At 58.6% G+C, this 20,050-nt stretch carries 17 protein-coding genes; 9 read left to right on the top strand and 8 right to left on the bottom strand.

The genetic code is table 11. From position 1 onward, the window contains the following. Nucleotides 1-58: 58 nt before the first annotated feature. Genes ITX55_RS09090 through nagB form a run of 3 tightly spaced genes read right to left on the bottom strand, consistent with a single transcriptional unit; the run spans nucleotide 59 to nucleotide 3,265 of the window. Complete coding sequence (locus ITX55_RS09090) at nucleotides 59-1,279, bottom strand: N-acetylglucosamine repressor (RefSeq protein WP_019454064.1); 1,221 nt, start codon at nucleotides 1,277-1,279, stop codon at nucleotides 59-61. 27 nt (nucleotides 1,280-1,306) lie between these two features. Next, complete coding sequence (nagA, locus tag ITX55_RS09085) at nucleotides 1,307-2,446, bottom strand: N-acetylglucosamine-6-phosphate deacetylase (RefSeq protein ID WP_033642173.1); 1,140 nt, start codon at nucleotides 2,444-2,446, stop codon at nucleotides 1,307-1,309. Between the two features lie 18 nt (nucleotides 2,447-2,464). Next, nucleotides 2,465-3,265 carry a glucosamine-6-phosphate deaminase gene (gene nagB / locus ITX55_RS09080; RefSeq protein ID WP_004939952.1) on the bottom strand — a complete coding sequence of 267 codons (801 nt, stop codon included), beginning with the start codon at nucleotides 3,263-3,265 and terminating at the stop codon, nucleotides 2,465-2,467. A 334-nt stretch (nucleotides 3,266-3,599) separates the two neighbouring features. On the opposite strand from nagB, the gene nagE reads away from it, so the two are divergent. The 5 genes from nagE (at nucleotide 3,600) to ITX55_RS09055 (ending at nucleotide 12,565) form a co-directional block, all read left to right on the top strand. Continuing rightward, entirely contained in the window at nucleotides 3,600-5,636 is a 2,037-nt protein-coding gene (gene nagE / locus ITX55_RS09075) for an N-acetylglucosamine-specific PTS transporter subunit IIBC (RefSeq protein ID WP_042783851.1), read from the top strand. Nucleotides 5,637-5,876: 240 nt separating this feature from the next. Then, entirely contained in the window at nucleotides 5,877-7,541 is a 1,665-nt protein-coding gene (gene glnS / locus ITX55_RS09070; RefSeq protein WP_033642175.1) for a glutamine--tRNA ligase, read from the top strand. 577 nt (nucleotides 7,542-8,118) lie between these two features. Continuing rightward, on the top strand, nucleotides 8,119-9,522 hold the full coding sequence (locus ITX55_RS09065) for an OprD family outer membrane porin (protein WP_042783852.1): 1,404 nt from the start codon (nucleotides 8,119-8,121) through the stop codon (nucleotides 9,520-9,522). Nucleotides 9,523-9,567: 45 nt separating this feature from the next. Continuing rightward, complete coding sequence (chiQ, locus tag ITX55_RS09060) at nucleotides 9,568-9,894, top strand: ChiQ/YbfN family lipoprotein (RefSeq protein WP_197756043.1); 327 nt, start codon at nucleotides 9,568-9,570, stop codon at nucleotides 9,892-9,894. 13 nt (nucleotides 9,895-9,907) lie between these two features. Beyond that, nucleotides 9,908-12,565: a beta-N-acetylhexosaminidase gene (locus ITX55_RS09055; RefSeq protein ID WP_197756042.1), complete on the top strand. Its 2,658-nt coding sequence runs from the start codon at nucleotides 9,908-9,910 to the stop codon at nucleotides 12,563-12,565. A gap of 249 nt (nucleotides 12,566-12,814) precedes the next feature. Here ITX55_RS09055 and fur read toward each other — a convergent pair whose 3' ends face one another. From fur to ybfF, 4 genes are all read right to left on the bottom strand, one after another. After that, nucleotides 12,815-13,261 (bottom strand): ferric iron uptake transcriptional regulator, encoded by a 447-nt coding sequence (gene fur, locus ITX55_RS09050; protein WP_019454058.1) that lies wholly within the window; start codon nucleotides 13,259-13,261, stop codon nucleotides 12,815-12,817. A 329-nt stretch (nucleotides 13,262-13,590) separates the two neighbouring features. Continuing rightward, nucleotides 13,591-14,130 carry a flavodoxin FldA gene (fldA, locus tag ITX55_RS09045; protein WP_004939938.1) on the bottom strand — a complete coding sequence of 180 codons (540 nt, stop codon included), beginning with the start codon at nucleotides 14,128-14,130 and terminating at the stop codon, nucleotides 13,591-13,593. A gap of 264 nt (nucleotides 14,131-14,394) precedes the next feature. Further along, nucleotides 14,395-14,682, bottom strand: coding sequence for a LexA regulated protein (gene ybfE, locus ITX55_RS09040; RefSeq protein ID WP_004939936.1), 288 nt, complete (start codon nucleotides 14,680-14,682; stop codon nucleotides 14,395-14,397). Nucleotides 14,683-14,938: 256 nt separating this feature from the next. Then, a complete protein-coding gene (ybfF, locus tag ITX55_RS09035; RefSeq protein WP_080273370.1) occupies nucleotides 14,939-15,712 on the bottom strand; it encodes an esterase in 774 nt (257 codons plus the stop codon). Between the two features lie 224 nt (nucleotides 15,713-15,936). Between ybfF and seqA the strand changes: the two genes are divergently transcribed. The 4 genes from seqA to ITX55_RS09015 all read left to right on the top strand — a co-directional run bounded on the left by seqA (nucleotide 15,937) and on the right by ITX55_RS09015 (nucleotide 19,329). Further along, nucleotides 15,937-16,479, top strand: coding sequence for a replication initiation negative regulator SeqA (gene seqA / locus ITX55_RS09030; protein WP_033651164.1), 543 nt, complete (start codon nucleotides 15,937-15,939; stop codon nucleotides 16,477-16,479). 77 nt (nucleotides 16,480-16,556) lie between these two features. Next, the gene (gene pgm / locus ITX55_RS09025) at nucleotides 16,557-18,200 is read left to right on the top strand and encodes a phosphoglucomutase (alpha-D-glucose-1,6-bisphosphate-dependent) (protein WP_033651191.1); all 1,644 of its coding nucleotides are present in this window, start codon (nucleotides 16,557-16,559) and stop codon (nucleotides 18,198-18,200) included. Nucleotides 18,201-18,391: 191 nt separating this feature from the next. Beyond that, nucleotides 18,392-19,030 carry a PadR family transcriptional regulator gene (locus tag ITX55_RS09020; protein ID WP_033651165.1) on the top strand — a complete coding sequence of 213 codons (639 nt, stop codon included), beginning with the start codon at nucleotides 18,392-18,394 and terminating at the stop codon, nucleotides 19,028-19,030. Beyond that, entirely contained in the window at nucleotides 19,030-19,329 is a 300-nt protein-coding gene (locus tag ITX55_RS09015; protein WP_033642181.1) for a DUF3861 domain-containing protein, read from the top strand. Before ITX55_RS09020 ends, ITX55_RS09015 begins: the two co-directional genes overlap by 1 nt. A 27-nt stretch (nucleotides 19,330-19,356) precedes the next feature. On the opposite strand, the gene kdpE is transcribed toward ITX55_RS09015, so the two are convergent. After that, nucleotides 19,357-20,046, bottom strand: a complete 690-nt coding sequence (kdpE, locus tag ITX55_RS09010) for a two-component system response regulator KdpE (protein ID WP_033637458.1) — start codon at nucleotides 20,044-20,046, stop codon at nucleotides 19,357-19,359. Nucleotides 20,047-20,050 lie beyond the last annotated feature (4 nt).

Here is a 20,050-nt window from a genome sequence, read left to right as displayed (position 1 = left end):
TTTCTCATGATTACGGCAGGCGAAGGGTGACGATAACACGCCTGCCAGAAGCGGCGGATCAGCTTTCCAGCAATCGCTGCAAGAGCACGCCGTTGAGCATCGCGCGTTTGGCCAGGGCGAAAGCGCCGATCGCCGAGCGATGATTGAGTTCGGAGGTCACCACCGGCAGATTTTTGCGGAAGTCCTTCAGCACCTGGGTATTGATGCAGCTCTGGATCGCCGGCAGCAGCACCTTGTCCGCTTCGGTGATCTCACCGGCGATCACCACCTTCTGCGGATTGAACAGGTTGATGGCGATGGCCACCGCTTTGCCCAGATAGCGGCCTACGTGTTCGATCACTTCGCTGGCCAGCAGATCGCCGCGGTTGGCGGCCTTGCAGATGGCGTTGATGCCGCAGTCTTCCAGCGTCAGTTTGCTCGGGTAGCCCTGGCTCAGCAGCTGGCGCACGCGCTGTTCGATCGCGGCGTTGGCGGCCACGGTTTCCAGGCAGCCGAAGTTGCCGCAGTGGCAGCGTTCCCCCAACGGATCGATCTGGATATGGCCGATCTCGCCGACGTTGCCGTTGTTGCCGAGAAAAATCTGCCCGTTGACGATGATGCCGGCGCCGGTGCCGCGGTGCAGGCGCACCAGAATCGAGTCTTCGCAGTCGCGGGTGGCGCCGAAGTAGTGCTCCGCCAGCGCCAGGCTGCGGATGTCGTGGCCGACGAAGCTGGTGACGTTAAAGCGCTGCTGCAGGTTGTCCACCAGCGCCCAATTGCTGACGCTGATGTGCGGCATGTAGCGCACCACGCCCAGCGCCGGATCCACCAGGCCGGGCAGGATCACCGCGATGGCGATCAGCTCGCGCAGGCGGCGCTGGTTAGCGTCGATGAATTGGGCGATGGCGGCGAACAGCGCATTCTCCAGCGTTTCTTGAGTGCGTTCCGGCAGCGGATAGTGTTCTTCGCTGAGCGACTTGCCGCTCATGTCATACAGGGTTATGGTGGCGTCGTGGCGGCCGAGACGCACCGCGACGGTATGGAAATGACGGGTTTCCGACACGATGGAGATCGCGCGGCGGCCGCCGGTGGAGGCCTGCTGATCGACTTCTTTGATCAGCCCGCGCTCCAGCAGCTGGCGAGTAATTTTGGTGACGCTGGCGGGGGCGAGCTGGCTGAGTTCGGCAATCTGAATGCGCGAGATCGGGCCCTGCTGGTCGATCAGGCGGTAAACTGCCGCGCCGTTAAGTTGTTTGACTAAGTCAACGTTCCCTATTTGTGCTTGTCCGCCAGTGCTCATCAATAATTTTACTCGCTGTTCATTGAATTAAACCTCGTTACCGTTAACGAGCGTTTTGGTGATCTTGAAATCACGGGTGAAGGCGGTCAGGTTAGCCACCTTGCCGGCTTCGAGGGTGCCCAGACGGTGATCGACGCCGATGGCGCGCGCCGGATACAGCGTCGCCATGCGCAGCGCTTCGTCCAGCGCGATACCGATATGCTCGACGCTGTTTCGCACCGCTTCGATCATGGTCAGCGCGGAACCGCTCAGGGTGCCGTTCTCATCCACGCACAGCCCATCCCGATAGTATATTGTTTTACCGGCGAAAATAAATTGGTCAATATCTGCACCCGCCGGTGCGGTGGCATCGGTGACCAAGACCAATTTATCACCTTTCAGGCGTTTGGCGTTACGGATACTCGCCCAGGCCACGTGATGGCCGTCGGCGATGATGCCGGTATAGACCTCCGGCGTATCGAAGATTGCCCCCATCAGCCCCGGTTCGCGGCCGGTGATATAAGGCATGGCGTTGTACAGGTGGGTGGCGAAGCTGATGCCGGCGGCGAAACCGGTGCGAGCCTGATCGTAGGTGGCGTTCGAGTGGCCGGCGGAGACCACGATGCCGGCCTCGGTCAGCTGCTTGATAAAGTGCGGTTCAACCATTTCCGGCGCCAGCGTCACCTTGGTGATCACGTCGGCGTTGGCGCACAGGTAATCGATCATTTCCTGGGTCGGCTTGCGAATGAACGCCGGATTGTGGGTGCCTTTTTTCACCGGGCTGAGGTATGGCCCTTCCAGGTGCAGGCCCAACGCCTGGTTTTGGTGCTTTTTCAGATAAGCGCGCATCACGTCGACGCTGTGCTTCATGAATTCGTCGCTGCTGGTGATCAGCGTCGGCAGATAGCTGGTGCAGCCGGATTTCTCGTTGGCGCGCTGCATGATCTCCAGCGTTTCTTCCGAGATCGCTTCCAGCGAATCGTTGAACTGTACGCCGCCGCAGCCGTTCAGCTGCACGTCGATAAGCCCGGGGGCCAGGATGGCGCCACCCAGGTCGCGCGTTTCGATGCCGGCGGGCAATTCAGCCGCCGGGCAGACTTTCTCGATCAGCCCATCAGCGATAATGACTGCATGGTCATCAAGTACGTCGTGGCCGGTATAGATTCGGCCGTGGGTTAAAGCGAACATCGTAGCCCCCTGCAAAGATTAAAGACTTTTAACGCTTTCCGCTTCTAACTCGCGGAAATATTTGACGGTTTTGACTTTCAGCTCCATGGTGGCCGGTTCGTCGCACACCACTACCGCTTTGGCGTGCAGCTGCAGACAACTGATGGTCCACATGTGGTTGATATTGCCTTCCACTGCGGCTTCCAGCGCCTGCGCCTTGGCGTGGCCGGTGACCAGGATCATCACTTCTTCCGCGTCCAGCAGCGTGCCCACGCCGACGGTCAGCGCATATTTCGGCACCAGGCTGACGTCGCCGCCGAAGAAGCGCGAGTTGGCGATGCGGGTGTCTTCGGTCAGCGTTTTGATGCGGGTGCGCGAAGCCAGGGACGAAGCCGGCTCGTTGAACGCGATATGGCCGTCGATGCCCACGCCGCCCATGAACAGGTTAATTTTGCCGTAAGACTTGATCTTCTCTTCGTACTGGCGGCACTCGGCGTCGACATCCGCGGCGTTGCCGTTCAGCAGGTTGATATTTTCGCGAGGGATATCAACGTGATCAAAGAAGTTGCGGTACATGAAGGTGTGATAGCTTTCCGGGTGTTCCTGCGGCAGGCCAACGTACTCGTCCATGTTGAAAGTCACAACATGCTTAAAGCTTACTTCACCTGCTTTGTGCATCGCAATCAGATGTTTGTAGGCTTCCAGCGGCGTGCCGCCGGTGGGCAGGCCGAGAACAAACGGGCGCTCTGCGGTTGGCTTGAATGCGTTGATGCGTTGAACGATATGACGCGCGGCCCATTTGCCGACTTGTGCGGTATCTTTCAGTGGGATAAGTCTCATCTAACACCTCTTGGGATAAGTAAACTAAAGCTATACTGTACGGGCCTGCGGGAGTCGTAAGCGTAACCCAGCTTTATGATTCTCGCGTGAATCGTCCGTCCGGTTGATTTTTTGAATGATAAAATAAGTTTTGTGTGATGGCCAGCAATCTGGGAGGTAAAGACTACTTTTTGGTGATATTTATCACAAAAAGGGAGGTTTTAATTTGCGATACAAAATAAATTTTTTACACTCGGCATGAGTGATACGTGCCAAGCGCTGTTTCTAAAAAGGTAGTGAGAGCTCCAAATAAACTACTAATAGGGTCCGTCCGCGGACAACATAGGGGGAAAAGGTGAACATTCTTAGTTATTTGCAAAAGGTGGGACGGGCGCTGATGGTGCCGGTCGCCACGCTGCCCGCCGCCGCCATCTTGATGGGCGTCGGGTACTGGATTGACCCTGTTGGTTGGGGCGGCGACAATGCGCTCGCCGCTTTCTTCATTAAATCCGGCTCCGCTATCATCGACAACATGTCGGTGCTGTTCGCTATCGGCGTGGCCTACGGCATGTCCAAAGACAAGGACGGCGCCGCCGCGTTGACCGGCTTCGTCGGCTTCCTGGTGCTGACCACTCTCTGTTCGCCGGCCGCCGTGTCGATGATTCAGAAGATCCCGCTCGATCAGGTGCCCGCCGCGTTCGGCAAGATCCAGAACCAGTTCGTCGGTATTCTGGTGGGCATCATCTCCGCCGAAGTGTACAACCGCTTCAGCGGCGTCGAGCTGCCCAAGGCGCTGTCGTTCTTCAGCGGCCGCCGTTTGGTGCCGATCCTCATTTCCTTCCTGATGATCCTGGTGGCTTTCATCCTGATGTACATTTGGCCGGTGATCTTCAACGGTCTGGTGAACTTCGGTGAACACATTCAGAAAATGGGCTCGGTCGGCGCGGGCATTTACGCCTTCTTCAACCGCCTGCTGATCCCGGTCGGCCTGCACCACGCGCTGAACTCGGTGTTCTGGTTCGACGTGGCCGGCATCAACGATATTCCGAACTTCCTTGGCGGCCAGCAGTCGATCGAAGCCGGTAAAGCGGTTGTCGGCATCACCGGCCGTTATCAGGCGGGCTTCTTCCCGATCATGATGTTCGGTCTGCCGGGGGCGGCGCTGGCCATTTACCACTGCGCGCGTCCTGAGAACAAAGCCAAAGTGGCGGGCATCATGCTGGCGGCCGCTTTCGCCGCCTTCTTTACCGGTATTACCGAACCGCTGGAATTCTCCTTCATGTTCGTGGCGCCGGTGCTGTACGTGATCCACGCCGTGCTGACCGGTATCTCGGTGTTCATCGCCGCCAGCATGCATTGGATCGCCGGTTTCGGCTTCAGCGCCGGCCTGGTGGATATGGTGCTGTCGTCTCGCAACCCGCTGGCGACCCACTGGTACATGCTGATCCCGCAAGGCCTGGTGTTCTTCGTCATCTACTACGTGGTGTTCCGCTTCACCATCAAAAAATTCAACCTGATGACCCCGGGCCGCGAGCTGGCGGTTGCCGGTGACGAAACCGACGGCTACGACGTCAACGTCGACAGCAACGCCGGTAAAGACGAGAACGAAACCACCACCCTGGCTCGTCGTTACGTCGGCGCGATCGGCGGTTCCGACAACCTGACCGGCATCGACGCCTGCATCACCCGGCTGCGTTTGAATGTGAAAGACTCCGCGCTGGTGAACGACGCATTGGCGAAACGCCTCGGCGCGTCGGGCGTTATCCGCCTGAACAAGCAGAGCGTGCAAGTGATCGTCGGCACCCGTGCCGAACTTATCGCCAGCGCAATGCGCAACGTGATTGCGGCCGGCCCGGTAGCGGCAGCGGCGGCCCCGGCGGCGGCGCCTGCCGCGGAAGCCAAACCGCAGGCGGTGCCGAACGCGCCGAAAGCCGCGTTTGAAACGCTGGTGGCGCCGGTGACCGGCGAAGTGGTGGCGCTCGAACAGGTGCCGGACGAAGCTTTCGCCAGCAAGGCGGTAGGCGACGGCCTGGCGATTCGCCCGACCGACAAGATCGTGGTGGCGCCGGCTGACGGCACCGTGGTGAAAATCTTCAATACCAACCACGCATTCTGCCTGGAAACCGACAAGGGCGCCGAGATCGTGGTGCACATGGGGATCGACACCGTCGCGCTGGAAGGCCAGGGCTTCAAACGCCTGGTGGAAGAGGGCGCGGAAGTGAAAGCCGGTCAACCGATTCTGGAACTGGATCTGGATTACCTGAATGCCAATGCGCGTTCGATGATAAGCCCGGTGGTGGTCAGCAACTCTGACGAGTACGCCGGCCTGGCGGCGCTGGCCAGCGGCTCTGTGGTCGCCGGTCAAACCAAGCTGTATGAGATCCAGAAATAAGGCTGTTTTTACCTGAGTAGTGCCTGGGGCCGAACACGCATCATGGCGGCGTTTGCCCCGACTTGGCGGGAAGAGAGCGATCTCTTCCCGCTTTTTTTATCCCGTTTCGCCCCACGGCGGTGCGCTGCGCGCCGATGGTGCAACGCGCCGCATTTTTCATGAAACAAACGGTTGTTTCCAGACGTGGCTTGTTGGATCATAGGCGGTTATGTGTAGCGCTTTGCATTGAGGAACAGTGAAATGAGTGAGGCTGAAGCCCGCCCAACCAATTTTATCCGTCAGATCGTCGATGAAGATCTGGCGTCGGGGAAACACACGTCAGTACATACCCGTTTCCCGCCGGAGCCTAACGGCTATCTGCATATCGGCCACGCCAAGTCCATCTGCCTGAACTTCGGCATCGCCAAGGACTATCAGGGCCAGTGCAACCTGCGTTTCGACGACACCAACCCGGTGAAAGAAGACATCGAGTTCGTCGAGTCTATCAAGCACGACGTGGAGTGGCTGGGCTTTGAGTGGAGCGGCAACGTTCGTTACTCCTCAGACTATTTCGATCAGCTGCACCAGTACGCGGTGGAGCTTATCAGCAAAGGGCTGGCATACGTCGACGAACTGTCGCCGGAGCAGATCCGCGAATACCGCGGCACCCTGACTGCGCCGGGCAAAGACAGCCCGTACCGCGGTCGCAGCGTGGAAGAGAACCTGGCGCTGTTCGAGAAGATGCGCAACGGCGAATTCGCCGAAGGCGCTGCCTGCCTGCGCGCCAAGATCGATATGGCTTCGCCGTTTATCGTGATGCGCGATCCGGTGCTGTACCGCATCAAGTTCGCCGAACACCACCAGACCGGCAATAAATGGTGCATCTACCCGATGTACGATTTCACCCACTGCATTTCCGATGCGCTGGAAGGGATCACCCATTCGCTGTGCACCCTGGAATTCCAGGATAACCGCCGTCTGTATGATTGGGTGCTGGATAACATCACCATTCCTTGCCACCCGCGCCAGTACGAGTTTTCGCGTCTCAACCTCGAATACGCCATCATGTCGAAGCGCAAGCTGCATCAGCTGGTGGCCGAGAAGATCGTCGAAGGTTGGGATGATCCGCGCATGCCGACCGTCTCCGGTCTGCGCCGCCGCGGTTATACTGCCGCCTCGATCCGCGAGTTCTGCCTGCGCATCGGCGTGACCAAGCAAGACAACAACGTCGAAATGGTGGCGCTGGAATCCTGCATCCGCGACGATCTGAACGAGAACGCGCCGCGCGCCATGGCGGTGCTGGATCCGGTGAAAATCGTCATCGAGAACATGGGCGATGCGGTGGAAATGGTCAGCATGCCTAACCACCCGAACAAGCCGGAAATGGGCAACCGCGATGTGCCGTTCAGCCGTGAGATCTATATCGATCGCGCCGACTTCCGCGAAGAAGCCAACAAGCAGTACAAGCGTCTGGTGTTGGGTAAGGAAGTGCGTCTGCGCAACGCGTACGTGATCAAGGCCGAGCGCGTCGAGAAAGATGAAGCCGGCGAGATCACCACCATCTTCTGCAGCTACGATGCGGAAACGCTGAGCAAAGATCCTGCCGACGGCCGCAAGGTGAAGGGCGTGATCCACTGGGTGTCTGCGGCGCACGCGCTGCCGGCGGAAATTCGCCTGTACGATCGCCTGTTCAGCGTGCCTAACCCGGGCGCGGCGGAGGACTTCCTCTCCACCATTAACCCGGAATCGCTGGTGATCAAGCACGGTTTCGTTGAGCCGAGTCTGGCGGCCGCACAGCCGGAGAAAGCCTATCAGTTCGAGCGTGAAGGCTACTTCTGCGCCGACAGCCATTACTCTTCGGCTGAGCACCTGGTGTTTAACCGCACCGTCGGTCTGCGTGACACCTGGGCGAAAATCGAAGGCTAATCTTAATCGCCTCGAAAATTAATGTATCAGCGCGGCTCAGGCCGCGCTTTTTTATGCCTGCTATTGAGTAAATCATCTATTCCCGCCACGTTTTACCGGGCTGCGTTTAATTAACTGCGGTGCGTTAATCAATAAGTTTTCTTATATTGGGCTTAGTAGTCTTAATATTTTCTTATATATTCGTGATGCGAATTAATTTCATTTAGAGAGCGCTCTCAAATTTTATCTCCTGACTGACGGATTTAGTCAGGCTGAAACCATTAATCGTCTCTGGTTGACCTGGTATCCGTATTTATTCTGATTTAATTGAATTTTTTATTCGACACCTTCCATGAATGCCAGCGTAACAAATTATCACCGATATGTGCTCCTTGTCATACTTTGACAAATCTTCCGCATTTTTTATTTGATAATTCGCGTCGCGAAAAATAGTCTGTCTGTAGCAATTAGTGCTGTGGGAATAACATCTCGTCGGCAATATTTTTTACCCGTTCGGGTTTTTTATTGGCAGTCGTGCAGGGCAGTGGTGAACACAGGCGGCTGCAACTTTTAAGTTAAGTCAAAGAGGAATTTCAATATGGGTACGCACGGTGCTCAGCGTAAAACGCTGGCGCTCGCAGTCGCGGGCGCGCTGTTGGGAACAGGGTTTGCCATGGCGCCTGAGGCGAAAGCCGCAGGGTTTATCGAGGATTCCACGCTGACCGGCGGCATTTATTACTGGCAACGTGAGCGTGACCGTAAAGATCTCAATCCGGACAGCAAGGATTACAATCAATACACCACCAACCTGTCCCACTCTACCGCCAACCTGAGCCTGGATTTCGCGTCGGGCTACGCCTGGGACATGTTCGGTCTGGATGTCGGCGCCTTTACCGCCATCGAACTGGCTGAATCCAGCGCCAGCGGTCACCCGAACGAAATCGCGTTCTCCTCGAAGAACCGTACCTACGACGAAGACTACTCCGGTGATAAGGGCGGTATCAGCCTGTACAAAGCCGCCGCCAAATTCAAATACGGCCCGGTCTGGGCGCGCGCCGGCTATATTCAGCCGAGCGGCCAAACCCTGCTGGCGCCGCACTGGAGCTTTATGCCGGGCACTTATCAGGGGGCTGAAGCCGGCGCCAAGTTCGACTACGGCGATGCCGGCGCGTTGAGCTTCTCCTACATGTGGGCCGACAAATACAAAGCGCCGTGGCATATCGAGATGGACGACTTCCGCCAGAACGATAAGAAAACCCGTGTCTCCTACCTGCACTCGCTGGGCGCCAAGTACGATTTCAAAAACGATCTGGTGCTGGAAGCCGCTTACGGCCAGGCCCAGGGGTACGTGAATCAGTACTTCACCAAGGCGTCTTACAAATTCGATCTGCTGGGCAACCCGCTGACCACCAGTTACCAGTTCTATGGCGCGGAAGACCGCATCAGCAACAAGAACGATCCGAACAGCATTTATGACGGCCTGGCCTGGCTGCAGGCGTTGACCTTCGGTTACACCACCGGCCAGTTCAACTGGCGTCTGGAAGGCACCATGGTCAAGGCGGAAGGCAATCAGGGCTTCTTCCTGCAACGTATGACCCCGACCTACGCCTCGTCAAACGGTCGCCTGGACGTGTGGTGGGATAACCGCTCCGACTTTAACGCCAACGGCGAAAAAGCGGTGTATGCCGGCGTGATGTATGACCTCAGCAACTGGAACCTGCCGGGCATGGCGGTCGGCGGCTCTTACGTTTACGCCTGGGACGCCAAGCCGAGCACCAACCCGATCTACGATCAGAGCCAGCGCCTGAAAGAGAGCGCCTGGAGTCTGGACGCGATGTACACCATCCAGGAAGGGCGAGCCAAGGGCACGCTGCTCAAGCTGCATTACACCCAGTATGACAACCACACCAACATCCCGAGCTGGGGCGGCGGTTACGGCAACATCTTCCAGGACGAGAAAGACGTCAAGTTCATGGTCATCGCGCCATTCACCATCTTCTGATGCGTTCCCCGGCCTCGCCGCCGGGGCAGTTAAGGGAATTCAACGATGAAAAAAATCATGCTGATGTTGGCGGCCGCTGCGGCCCTGAGCGCCTGTGCGCAACCCGCTGCGCCGCTGGAAGACGCCAAGTTGAAACAGGCTTACAGCGCCTGCATCAATACCGCGGAAGGCTCGCCGGAGCGTCTGCAGCCGTGCAAGGCGGTGCTGAACGTGCTGAAACAAGAGAAACAGCACCAGCAGTTCGCTGCGCAGGAAACGGTACGGGTGATGGATTATCAGAACTGCATTATGGCGGTTCACAGCGGCAACGGTCAGGCTTACGACGCCAAGTGCGGCAAGCTGTGGCAAGAAATTCGCGATAACAATAATTAAGAAGGACGAGAAGATGAACGCATTCAAACTGAGCGCACTGGCCGCCTTGACGGCAACGATGGGATTCCTGGGCGGCATGGGGAGCGCCATGGCCGATCAACAGCTGGTGGATCAGCTGAGCCAACTGAAGCTGAACGTGAAAATGCTGGATAACCGCGCCGGGGAAAACGGCGTGGATTGCGCGGCGCTGGGCGCAGACTGGGCCTCATGCAACCGGGTGTTGTTCACTCTGAGCAACGACGGGCAGGCGATCGACGGCAAAGACTGGATCATTTATTTCCACAGCCCGCGCCAGACTCTGCGGGTAGACAACGATCAGTTCAAGATCGCTCACCTCACCGGCGATCTGTACAAGCTGGAGCCGACCGCCAAATTCAGCGGTTTCCCGGCCGGTAAGGCGGTGGAAATCCCGGTGGTCGCCGAATACTGGCAGCTGTTCAGAAACGACTTCCTGCCCCGCTGGTATGCCACGTCCGGCGACGCCAAGCCGAAAATGCTGGCGAATACCGACACCGAAAATCTGGATCAGTTTGTGGCGCCGTTTACCGGCGATCAGTGGAAGCGCACCAAGGACGACAAAAATATTCTGATGACGCCGGCTTCGCGTTTTGTCAGCAACGCCGATCTGCAGACGCTGCCCGCCGGCGCGCTGCGCGGCCAGATCGTGCCGACGCCGATGCAGGTGAAAGTGCACGCGCAGGACGCCGATCTGCGCAAAGGGGTATCGCCGGATCTGAGCACGTTGGTCAAGCCGGCGGCGGATGTCGTCAACCAGCGCTTCGCGCTGCTGGGTGTGCCGGTTCAGGCCAACGGTTACCCGATCAAGACCGACATCCAGCCGGGCAAGTTTAAAGGCGCGATGGCGGTGTCGGGCGCTTATGAGCTGAAGATCGGCAAGAAAGAGGCGCGGGTGATCGGCTTCGATCAGGCCGGGGTGTTCTACGGGTTGCAGTCTATCCTGTCGTTAGTGCCGACCGACGGCAGCGGCAAGATCGCCACGCTCGACGCCAGCGATGCGCCGCGCTTCCAGTATCGCGGCATTTTCCTCGACGTGGCGCGCAACTTCCATAAGAAGGATGCGGTGCTGCGCCTGCTGGATCAGATGGCGGCTTACAAGCTCAACAAATTCCACTTCCACCTGAGCGATGACGAAGGTTGGCGAATCGAAATTCCCGGCTTGCCTGAGTTGACGGAAGTCGGCGGCCAGCGCTGCCACGATCTGAGCGAAACCACCTGCCTCCTGCCGCAGTACGGCCAGGGGCCGGATGTCTACGGCGGTTTCTTCACTCGTCAGGATTACATCGACATCATCAAATACGCCCAGGCGCGCCAGATTGAGGTGATCCCGGAGATCGACATGCCGGCGCACGCCCGCGCGGCGGTGGTCTCGATGGAAGCGCGCTACAAGAAACTGCATGCCGCCGGCAAAGAGCAGGAGGCCAACGAGTTCCGCCTGGTGGATCCGACCGATACCTCCAATACCACCTCCGTGCAGTTCTTTAACCGTCAGAGTTACCTGAACCCGTGCCTGGATTCCTCCCAGCGCTTTGTCGACAAGGTGATTGGCGAGATTGCCCAGATGCATAAAGAAGCCGGCCAGCCGATTAAGACCTGGCACTTTGGCGGCGACGAAGCGAAAAACATCCGCCTGGGCGCCGGCTACACCGACAAGGCGAAACCGGAACCGGGTAAAGGCATCATTGACCAGAGCAATGAAGACAAGCCGTGGGCCAAGTCTCAGGTGTGCCAGGTGATGATCAAAGAGGGCAAAGTGGCCGACATGGAGCACCTGCCGAGCTACTTCGGCCAAGAGGTCAGCAAGCTGGTGAAGGCGCACGGCATCGACAGAATGCAGGCCTGGCAAGACGGCCTGAAAGACGCCGAGAGTTCGAAGGCGTTCGCCACCTCGCGCGTGGGGGTCAACTTCTGGGACACCCTGTACTGGGGCGGTTTCGACAGCGTCAACGACTGGGCCAATAAAGGGTATGAAGTGGTGGTCTCCAACCCGGACTACGTCTATATGGACTTCCCTTACGAGGTGAACCCGGACGAGCGCGGTTACTACTGGGGAACCCGCTTCAGCGACGAGCGCAAGGTGTTCAGCTTCGCGCCGGACAACATGCCGCAGAACGCGGAAACCTCGGTTGACCGAGACGGCAACCACTTCAACGCCAAGAGTGACAAGCCGTGGCCGGGGGCATATGGACTTTCCGCTCAGCTGTGGAGCGAAACCCAGCGCACCGACCCGCAGATGGAATACATGATCTTCCCACGCGCGCTGTCGGTGGCGGAGCGCGCCTGGCATCGCGCCGGTTGGGAGCAGGACTATCGCGCTGGCCGCGAATACAAAGGCGGGGAAACCCACTTTGTCGATACCAAGACGCTGGAGAAAGATTGGCTGCGCTTCGCCAATATTCTGGGCCAGCGTGAACTGGCCAAGCTGGACAAAGGCGGCGTGGCTTATCGTCTGCCGGTGCCGGGCGCTCGCGTGGCGGGCGGCAAGCTGGAGGCGAATATCGCGCTGCCGGGGTTGGGCATCGAGTACTCCACCGACGGCGGTAAGCAGTGGCAGCGCTATGATGCCAAGGCTAAACCTGCGGTTTCCGGCGAAGTACAGGTGCGCTCGGTCAGCCCGGACGGCAAACGCTACAGCCGCGCCGAGAAGGTCTAAGAAGGGCGGTGCGGCCCGCAGTTTTGGCGGCGGGCCGCATCATAACGAAGGGGGAATGCGTTCGCCCGCGCGTGTCGGCGCAGGGCGGACGTTGTAGTGAGAGTAGTACGTGGAGTCGCTGTGCCGCTGCAATTGTGGTATTTCATGACATGATTTTCCCCGGCTGGTCCGGGGATTTTTTTGTCTGCTGCATGGCGGGCATAAAAAAACCGCCTCAAGGTGAGGCGGTTTTTCATAGCCGGTCAGGGCTTATTTCTTGTCGTGCAGCGTTTCGTCTTCGCGACAGTCACCGGTTTCACAGTGGCCGTACAGGTACAGACTGTGGTTGGTGAGCTTGATGCCGTGCTGCTTGGCGATGTCACGCTGGCGCACTTCGATGGATTCGTCGCTGAATTCGATCACTTTGCCGCAATCCAGGCAAATCAGGTGATCGTGGTGATGCTGTTGGGTCAGCTCGAACACGGACTTGCCGCCTTCGAAATTGTGACGTGTCACAATGCCTGCATCGTCAAACTGGTTCAGTACGCGATAAACCGTCGCCAGCCCGATCTCTTCGCCCATATCAATCAGTTTTTTGTACAAATCTTCCGCACTGACGTGATGGCATTCCGGATTTTGCAGTACTTCCAGGATTTTGAGTCGCGGAAGCGTGACTTTTAAGCCGGCCTTCTTCAATGCGATGTTGTTGTCGGTCATGCGAATTCAGTCCTGTTACTATGCTAATCAAGTTGAGGCGTACTCGCCTGTGGCATCGGTCGGCACAAAGAGTTAATGCGTCTCATTATAGAACCGGTTGTACTAAATGGAAACCGCCGGTTGTTAACAAAGATATAATTGCACTATTGCATGTTTTGCATGCAACGCCTTGATGGATGGGATAAACCGATATCTCAGTCTACCGTGACGGGGTGGGAAGTTACAAATCTGTAGCTTCTATCGCAGCAATCCCTGTTGCCGATGACGGCCCTGTCGGCACACTATGCACTTTACAGGGCCTTTGTTCAACCTTTCGCCAGTCCCGGCGTTTAGCCGACGATATCGGCCAGGCTCAGCTCTTCGACGATCTGTTTGACCCAGGCGTCGACACGCTCGTTGGTCAGCTCCGGCTGACGGTCTTCGTCGATCGCCAGACCGATGAAGTGGTTGTCGTCCGCCAGGCCTTTGGAGGCTTCGAAGTGGTAGCCTTTGGTCGGCCAGTGGCCCACGATGGCCGCGCCGCGCGGTTCGATGATGTCGCGGATGGTACCCATCGCGTCACAGAAATATTCCGCGTAGTCTTCCTGGTCGCCGCAGCCGAACAGCGCCACCAGTTTGCCGTTGAAATCGACTTCTTCCAGCGTCGGGAAGAAATCGTCCCAGTCACACTGCGCTTCACCGTAGTACCAGGTCGGGATGCCCAGCAGCAGGATATCGAACCCTTCCAGGTCTTCTTTGCTGCTTTTAGCGATGTCATGCACTTCAGAGACGTCGTCGCCAAACTGTTTCTGGAGAATTTTCTGGATCATTTTGGCAATGTTTTCGGTATTGCCAGTGTCGCTGCCAAAGAAAATGCCTACAGTAGCCATATCGCGTATAACCTTTAAATTCAAGTAATTGCATTACTCGATGCCAGCACTGCCGCCGCTGACGCCGATTAAAATGATGCCATGGCAAGAGCCGTTCGCCGCGGGGGACGGGGCGCCGACAGGCGCAGTCTCTTACCGGTAAATGCGTATCATGCCAGAAAGTGGCGCCGGGGTTTTATCGCATTTATGCGATGCCGGAGATGAAGAAAAGCGTGCCGATCCGGCGTTGTCCTTAACGCCGCGCCGCGCGTGCGGCCGAAGAGATCAATGTTCCGGCTGTTCTTCCGCCAGTTGCGCCAACAGCATCTGCTCGATGAGTTCGCTGCGGCTGATGTTGCGCTGTTCCGCCAGTTTGTTCAGGGCGTCCACCGCATCCGCGTTGATTTTCAGCTCTACGCGCCGCAATCCACGCACTTTATCGCGCCGTAACTGATTGCGCTTATTGATTCTAAGCTGTTCATCGCGGGAAAGCGGGTTGGTTTTCGGGCGCCCCGGACGGCGTTCATCTGCGAACAGATCCAGCGTCGTGCGATCCGTTTGTTCTTTTGCCATAGGTAGCGGTACTGCAAGGGAGTTTGCATCAAAAAGCGCTCTCACGCTTCCGGAGGCATCGGTTAACACACTTCGGGCCAATAAACCCTAACCCAAATTCACCCCCGACCCGGCGTTCGCGAACGCACTGGCGCGGCGGCAAAATTATAGCGCGCCATATTACCCCAGCAGATGGAGCGGCGACAATGCCTAACTGCGGGCTAAACGCGCTAAGCCGTTATCTTTAGCGCGTTTTTTCGCCAGGTGAGCGTATTTTTCAGGCTTCGTCGAGGAAACGGTGGATGGCGCGCAGCACCGCCTCCGGTTTTTCGGCGTGCACCCAATGGCCGGTGCCGGCAACGACGTGCGCGCGGGCCTGCGGGAACTGGCGGGCGATGTCCGCACGGTAGCTGTCCTGCACGTACGGCGACAGACCGCCGCGAATGAACAGGGTCGGGTGCGGCCAGGCCGGCACGTCCTGCCAGCCGGTGATGTCATCATAGCGCTCAATCAGCACCGGCAGGTTGAAGCGCCATTCGCCGTTATGGAAGGACTTCAGCAGGAACTGGATCACGCCTTCTTCCTGCAGGTAATCGCGCATCAGCTGGGCGGCGGCCTGGCGCTGGGTGATGCCGGCGGCGCTGACGGCCTTCAGGGCGGCGAAAATCTCGTCGTGACGTCGGGTCTGGTAATTCACCGGCGCGACGTCGATGACGATCAGCTTGGCGACGCGCTCGGGCGCGATGGCGGTCAGCGCCATCGCCGCTTTGCCGCCCATCGAATGGCCGATGACGATCGCTTTCTCAAGCCGCAGTTCGTCGAGCAGCTCCAGCAGATCCTGCGCCATCGCGGGGTAGTTCATCTCGTCGGCGCGCGGGGAGAGGCCGTGGTTGCGCAGATCGACCTTAATTACGCTGTGACGCTGATGCAGATCGCGCGCCAGCACGCCCAGGTTGTCCAGATTGCCGAACAGCCCGTGGATCAGCAGCACCGGCAGCGCGTCTGACTCGGCGGCCAGCAGTTGATAATGTAATTTCATGGCGAAGTTCATACTGAGAGAGATTCAGATTAGGGTATCATGATTGAATCGCACGATGAATCATGCGGAATTTTCGCGGCGCGGGCTTGGCAGTGCCGGCTATAGGTATTAGTCTGCATTTGCCGTCCGGAGGCACATTGTTGTGTTCGCCCCAGCGCTTTTAACCTTATAATCCCATGGCTTGAATGCAGGATCTGGCTTCAGGTTCTAAGTAGAAAAAACAGTATTGGATAAAGATGAAAACTATTGAAGTCGACGAAGAGCTTTACCGTTATATTGCCAGCCACACGCAACACATCGGTGAAAGCGCGTCCGATATTTTACGCCGCATGTTGAAATTCACCGCCGGTCAGCCGGTGCGCGCGTTGCCTGCCGCCAGTGCGTCGCCCTCCGTCGAAGCGGAAAAAGCGGCGCCGGTTCAGCGCCCGCGCGATCGCGTACGCGCCGTGCGTGAACTGCTGCTGTCGGATGAATACGCCGAGCAGAACAAAGCGGTCAACCGTTTCATGCTGGTGCTGTCCACGCTGTACACCCTCGATGCCGCCGGTTTTGCCGCCGCCACCGAGGCGTTGACCGGCCGTACCCGCACCTATTTCGCCGGCGATCAGCAGACCCTGCTGGCCAACGGCACGCATACCAAGCCGAAGCATGTGCCGGGCACCCCTTACTGGGTGATCACCAATACCAATACCGGCCGCAAACGCAGCATGATCGAACACATCATGCAGGCGATGCAGTTCCCGGCGGAACTGATCGAGAAAGTTTGCGGTACCGTCTAATTTAGCGAACAGCCCGTCATGATGGCCGTGCGCGACGTATTTGCCCGGTCACCGACAGGGATGAGGGAGATATGTCGATGGCGAATAATCCACGTGCCGGGCAGCCCGCCCGTCAAAGCGATCTGATTAACGTAGCCCAGCTGACGTCGCAGTACTATGTGCTGCAACCGGAAGCCGGCAATGCCGCACATGCGGTGAAGTTTGGCACCTCCGGCCACCGCGGCAGCGCGCAGCGCCACAGCTTCAACGAAGCGCACATCCTCGCCATCGCTCAGGCGATCGCCGAAGTTCGTCATCAGCAGGGCACCAGCGGCCCGTGCTACGTGGGCAAAGACACCCATGCGCTGTCCGAGCCGGCCTTTATTTCCGTGCTGGAAGTGCTGACCGCCAACGGCGTTGATGTGATCGTGCAGGAAAACAACGGCTTCACGCCAACGCCGGCGGTATCGCACGCCATTTTGTGCCACAACCGCCGCGGCGGCGCGCAGGCCGACGGCATCGTCATTACGCCGTCCCACAACCCGCCGGAAGACGGCGGCATCAAATACAATCCGCCGAACGGCGGCCCGGCTGACACCAACCTGACGTCGGTGATCGAAAAGCGTGCCAACGAACTGCTGGCGCAGCAGTTGAAAGGCGTGCAGCGTCAGTCGCTGGACAAGGCCTGGAACAGCGGCCACCTGCACGCCAAAGATCTGGTGCAGCCTTACGTCGAAGGGCTGGTGGAGGTGGTCGACATGCCGGCCATCCAACGCGCCGGCCTGAAGCTGGGCGTGGATCCGCTCGGCGGTTCCGGCATCGCCTATTGGCAGCGGGTGGCGGAACACTACAAGCTGGATCTGACGCTGGTGAACGATTCCATCGATCAGACGTTCCGCTTTATGCACCTGGATCACGACGGCATCATCCGCATGGACTGCTCGTCGGAGTCGGCGATGGCCGGCCTGCTGGCGCTGCGCGACAAATTCGATTTGGCGTTCGCCAACGATCCGGATTACGACCGCCACGGCATCGTCACGCCGAAGGGGCTGATGAACCCGAACCACTATCTGGCGGTAGCCATCAACTACCTGTTCCAGCATCGCCCGCAATGGGGCGCCGATGTTGCGGTGGGTAAAACGCTGGTGTCCAGCGCGATGATCGATCGCGTGGTGGCCGATCTGGGCCGCAAGCTGGTGGAAGTGCCGGTCGGCTTCAAGTGGTTCGTGGACGGTCTGTTCGACGGCAGCCTGGGCTTTGGCGGCGAAGAGAGCGCCGGGGCCTCGTTCCTGCGCTTCAACGGCCAGCCGTGGTCGACCGACAAAGACGGCATCATCATGTGCCTGCTGGCGGCTGAAATCACCGCGGTAACCGGTGAGAACCCGCAGCATCACTATGACGATCTGGCCAAGCGCTTCGGCGCGCCAAGCTACAACCGCATCCAGGCGCCGGCAACCCATGCACAGAAAGCGGCGCTGTCCAAGCTGTCGCCGGAGATGGTCAAGGCCAGTACGCTGGGCGGGGACCCGATCACCGCACGTCTGACCGCAGCGCCGGGCAACGGCGCGTCGATCGGCGGCCTGAAAGTGATGACCGACAACGGTTGGTTCGCGGCTCGTCCTTCCGGCACCGAAGAGGCTTACAAGATCTACTGCGAGAGCTTCCTCGGGGCGGAGCACCGCGAGAAGATTGAGCACGAAGCGGTCGAGATCGTCAGCGAAGTGCTGGCTTCCGCCAAGTAATCACTTTTCTTGATTGATAAAAAGCGCTGTTTTTACAGCGCTTTTTTTATGGGCGCTATTTAGATATATCTTTTTCACGGCACGCACTTGCGCATTTAGATATATCGATCTAGATTAGCGCTATCGATGCTGTTTAGATATATCTAAACAACCTCGTATTGATGTTCCCTACTAAAGCGAGGTCTCACCTTATGTTTCATCGATTAGGTTTACACCGGCATCATCATCACCATGAATGCGAAGAGGGCCGTCGTCATCGCGGCGGGCGCCATCACTTCGGTGGCGAAGGCGAAGAGCACGGCCGGGGTGGGCGCGGCGGCCGGGGCGGGCGTCATCGTCTGTTCGAACACGGCGATCTGCGCCTGGTGCTGCTGGCGCTGGTGGCGCGCAAGCCCAGTCACGGGTACGAATTGATCAAGGCGATCGAGGAAGCGTCATCCGGCCTGTACGTGCCGAGCCCGGGGGTGATTTACCCCACGCTGACGCTGCTGGAAGAGCAGGATTTCCTCGAACCGCTCACCACCGGCAACGGCCGCAAAAGCTACCGCATCACCGCGGCGGGTGAGAGCGAGCTGCAAAAGCATCAACAGGTGGTTGAGGTCATTCTGGCGCGTCTGGCGGGCGCCGGCCGCGAGCGTCATCGGCACGGCAACCTGGCGGAAGGCATCTACGACGCCATGAACCGTCTGCGCAGCCTGCTGCGCGGCAACGTGATGCGCGCCGATCTTACGCCGCAGCAGGTGGAGCGCATCAACGCCGCGTTGCTGACCGCCGTGGCGGCGATCGAAAGCGAAATGCAGATTCAACCTTCGCAACAGGAGAAGAACTGATGCCCGGCCACCGTTTTAACATTACCGTTGAAGCCCTGAGCGATCGCCAGGGCAATCCCGTCGAGAAAGCGCCGCTGAGTTTTGAGGTGAGCAACCACGACGATATTCTCGAGATCGTCGAACGCATTCGGGCGCGTGACGATCTGAACTTCGGCCCCGAGCAGAGCGCGGCCTTTGCCGTGGGGTTGAAGCTGTTCTCCGAAGTGATGATCGAAAACCGCAAACACCCGGTGTTCGCTCCGCTGCGCGAGGCGTTTAAGGAATTTATGGTCGGGTTGAAGAAGGGCCCGGCGGCATAAAGGCGCGGCAAACCGCGCCCTCCGGGGTTAAGGCATGAAGCGATAGCCGACGCCGGTTTCGGTCAGCAGGTGTTTGGGCCGGGCCGGATCGGCTTCGAGCTTCTGCCGCAAATGGCCCATGTAGATGCGCAGATAGTGGCTGTGCTCCACGTAGTTCGGCCCCCAGACGTGGCTCAACAGCTGGCGTTGGGTGATCACCTTGCCGGCGTTGGCCAGCAGCTCCGCCAACAGACGAAACTCGATCGGCGTCAGATGCAGATCTTCGTCGTTGCGCAGCACCCGGCGATTCACCAGATCGACGGTAATCGCCGAAAAGCTCACCAGCGGGCTTTCCTGTTGGCTAGCCGAGTGGCGACGCAGCGCGACCCGCACCCGCGCCAGCAACTCACCGATGCCGAACGGTTTGCTGAGATAGTCGTCGGCGCCGGCGTCCAGCGCGGCGATCTTGTCCTCTTCGGCGTTGCGCGCCGAGAGCACGATCACCGGAATGGCGCTCCACTGCCGCAGATCGCGGATGTAGCTCAGCCCGTCGCCGTCCGGCAAGCCCAAATCAAGAATGATCAGATCCGGTTTGCGCGTGCCGGCTTCAATCAACCCGCGCTGCAGCGTTTCACTTTCAAACACCCGCAGGCCTTCGCTCTCCAGCGCGGTGCGCACGAAGCGGCGGATCTCTTTTTCATCTTCAACAATCAGAATGTTGGTTGGCGTTATGCTCACGTTT

Source organism: Serratia sp. EWG9, from assembly GCF_019913725.1.
GTDB classification, from domain to species: Bacteria; Pseudomonadota; Gammaproteobacteria; order Enterobacterales; family Enterobacteriaceae; genus Serratia; species Serratia ureilytica.
The sequence above is the reverse complement of the archived record's forward strand: the minus strand, read 5'-3'. Positions and strand labels throughout refer to the sequence as shown.

Excerpts from the sequence above, each read along its gene's own strand:
- pgm (WP_033651191.1), top strand. The coding sequence starts at position 16,557 with ATGGCGAATAATCCACGTGCCGGGCAGCCCGCCCGTCAAAGCGATCTG.
- nagB (WP_004939952.1), bottom strand. The coding sequence starts at position 3,265 with ATGAGACTTATCCCACTGAAAGATACCGCACAAGTCGGCAAATGGGCC.
- ybfF (WP_080273370.1), bottom strand. The coding sequence starts at position 15,712 with ATGAACTTCGCCATGAAATTACATTATCAACTGCTGGCCGCCGAGTCA.
- seqA (WP_033651164.1), top strand. The coding sequence starts at position 15,937 with ATGAAAACTATTGAAGTCGACGAAGAGCTTTACCGTTATATTGCCAGC.
- ITX55_RS09090 (WP_019454064.1), bottom strand. The coding sequence starts at position 1,279 with ATGAGCACTGGCGGACAAGCACAAATAGGGAACGTTGACTTAGTCAAA.
- ITX55_RS09065 (WP_042783852.1), top strand. The coding sequence starts at position 8,119 with ATGGGTACGCACGGTGCTCAGCGTAAAACGCTGGCGCTCGCAGTCGCG.
- chiQ (WP_197756043.1), top strand. The coding sequence starts at position 9,568 with ATGAAAAAAATCATGCTGATGTTGGCGGCCGCTGCGGCCCTGAGCGCC.
- ITX55_RS09015 (WP_033642181.1), top strand. The coding sequence starts at position 19,030 with ATGCCCGGCCACCGTTTTAACATTACCGTTGAAGCCCTGAGCGATCGC.
- fldA (WP_004939938.1), bottom strand. The coding sequence starts at position 14,130 with ATGGCTACTGTAGGCATTTTCTTTGGCAGCGACACTGGCAATACCGAA.
- fur (WP_019454058.1), bottom strand. The coding sequence starts at position 13,261 with ATGACCGACAACAACATCGCATTGAAGAAGGCCGGCTTAAAAGTCACG.
- ITX55_RS09020 (WP_033651165.1), top strand. The coding sequence starts at position 18,392 with ATGTTTCATCGATTAGGTTTACACCGGCATCATCATCACCATGAATGC.
- ITX55_RS09055 (WP_197756042.1), top strand. The coding sequence starts at position 9,908 with ATGAACGCATTCAAACTGAGCGCACTGGCCGCCTTGACGGCAACGATG.
- glnS (WP_033642175.1), top strand. The coding sequence starts at position 5,877 with ATGAGTGAGGCTGAAGCCCGCCCAACCAATTTTATCCGTCAGATCGTC.
- ybfE (WP_004939936.1), bottom strand. The coding sequence starts at position 14,682 with ATGGCAAAAGAACAAACGGATCGCACGACGCTGGATCTGTTCGCAGAT.
- nagA (WP_033642173.1), bottom strand. The coding sequence starts at position 2,446 with ATGTTCGCTTTAACCCACGGCCGAATCTATACCGGCCACGACGTACTT.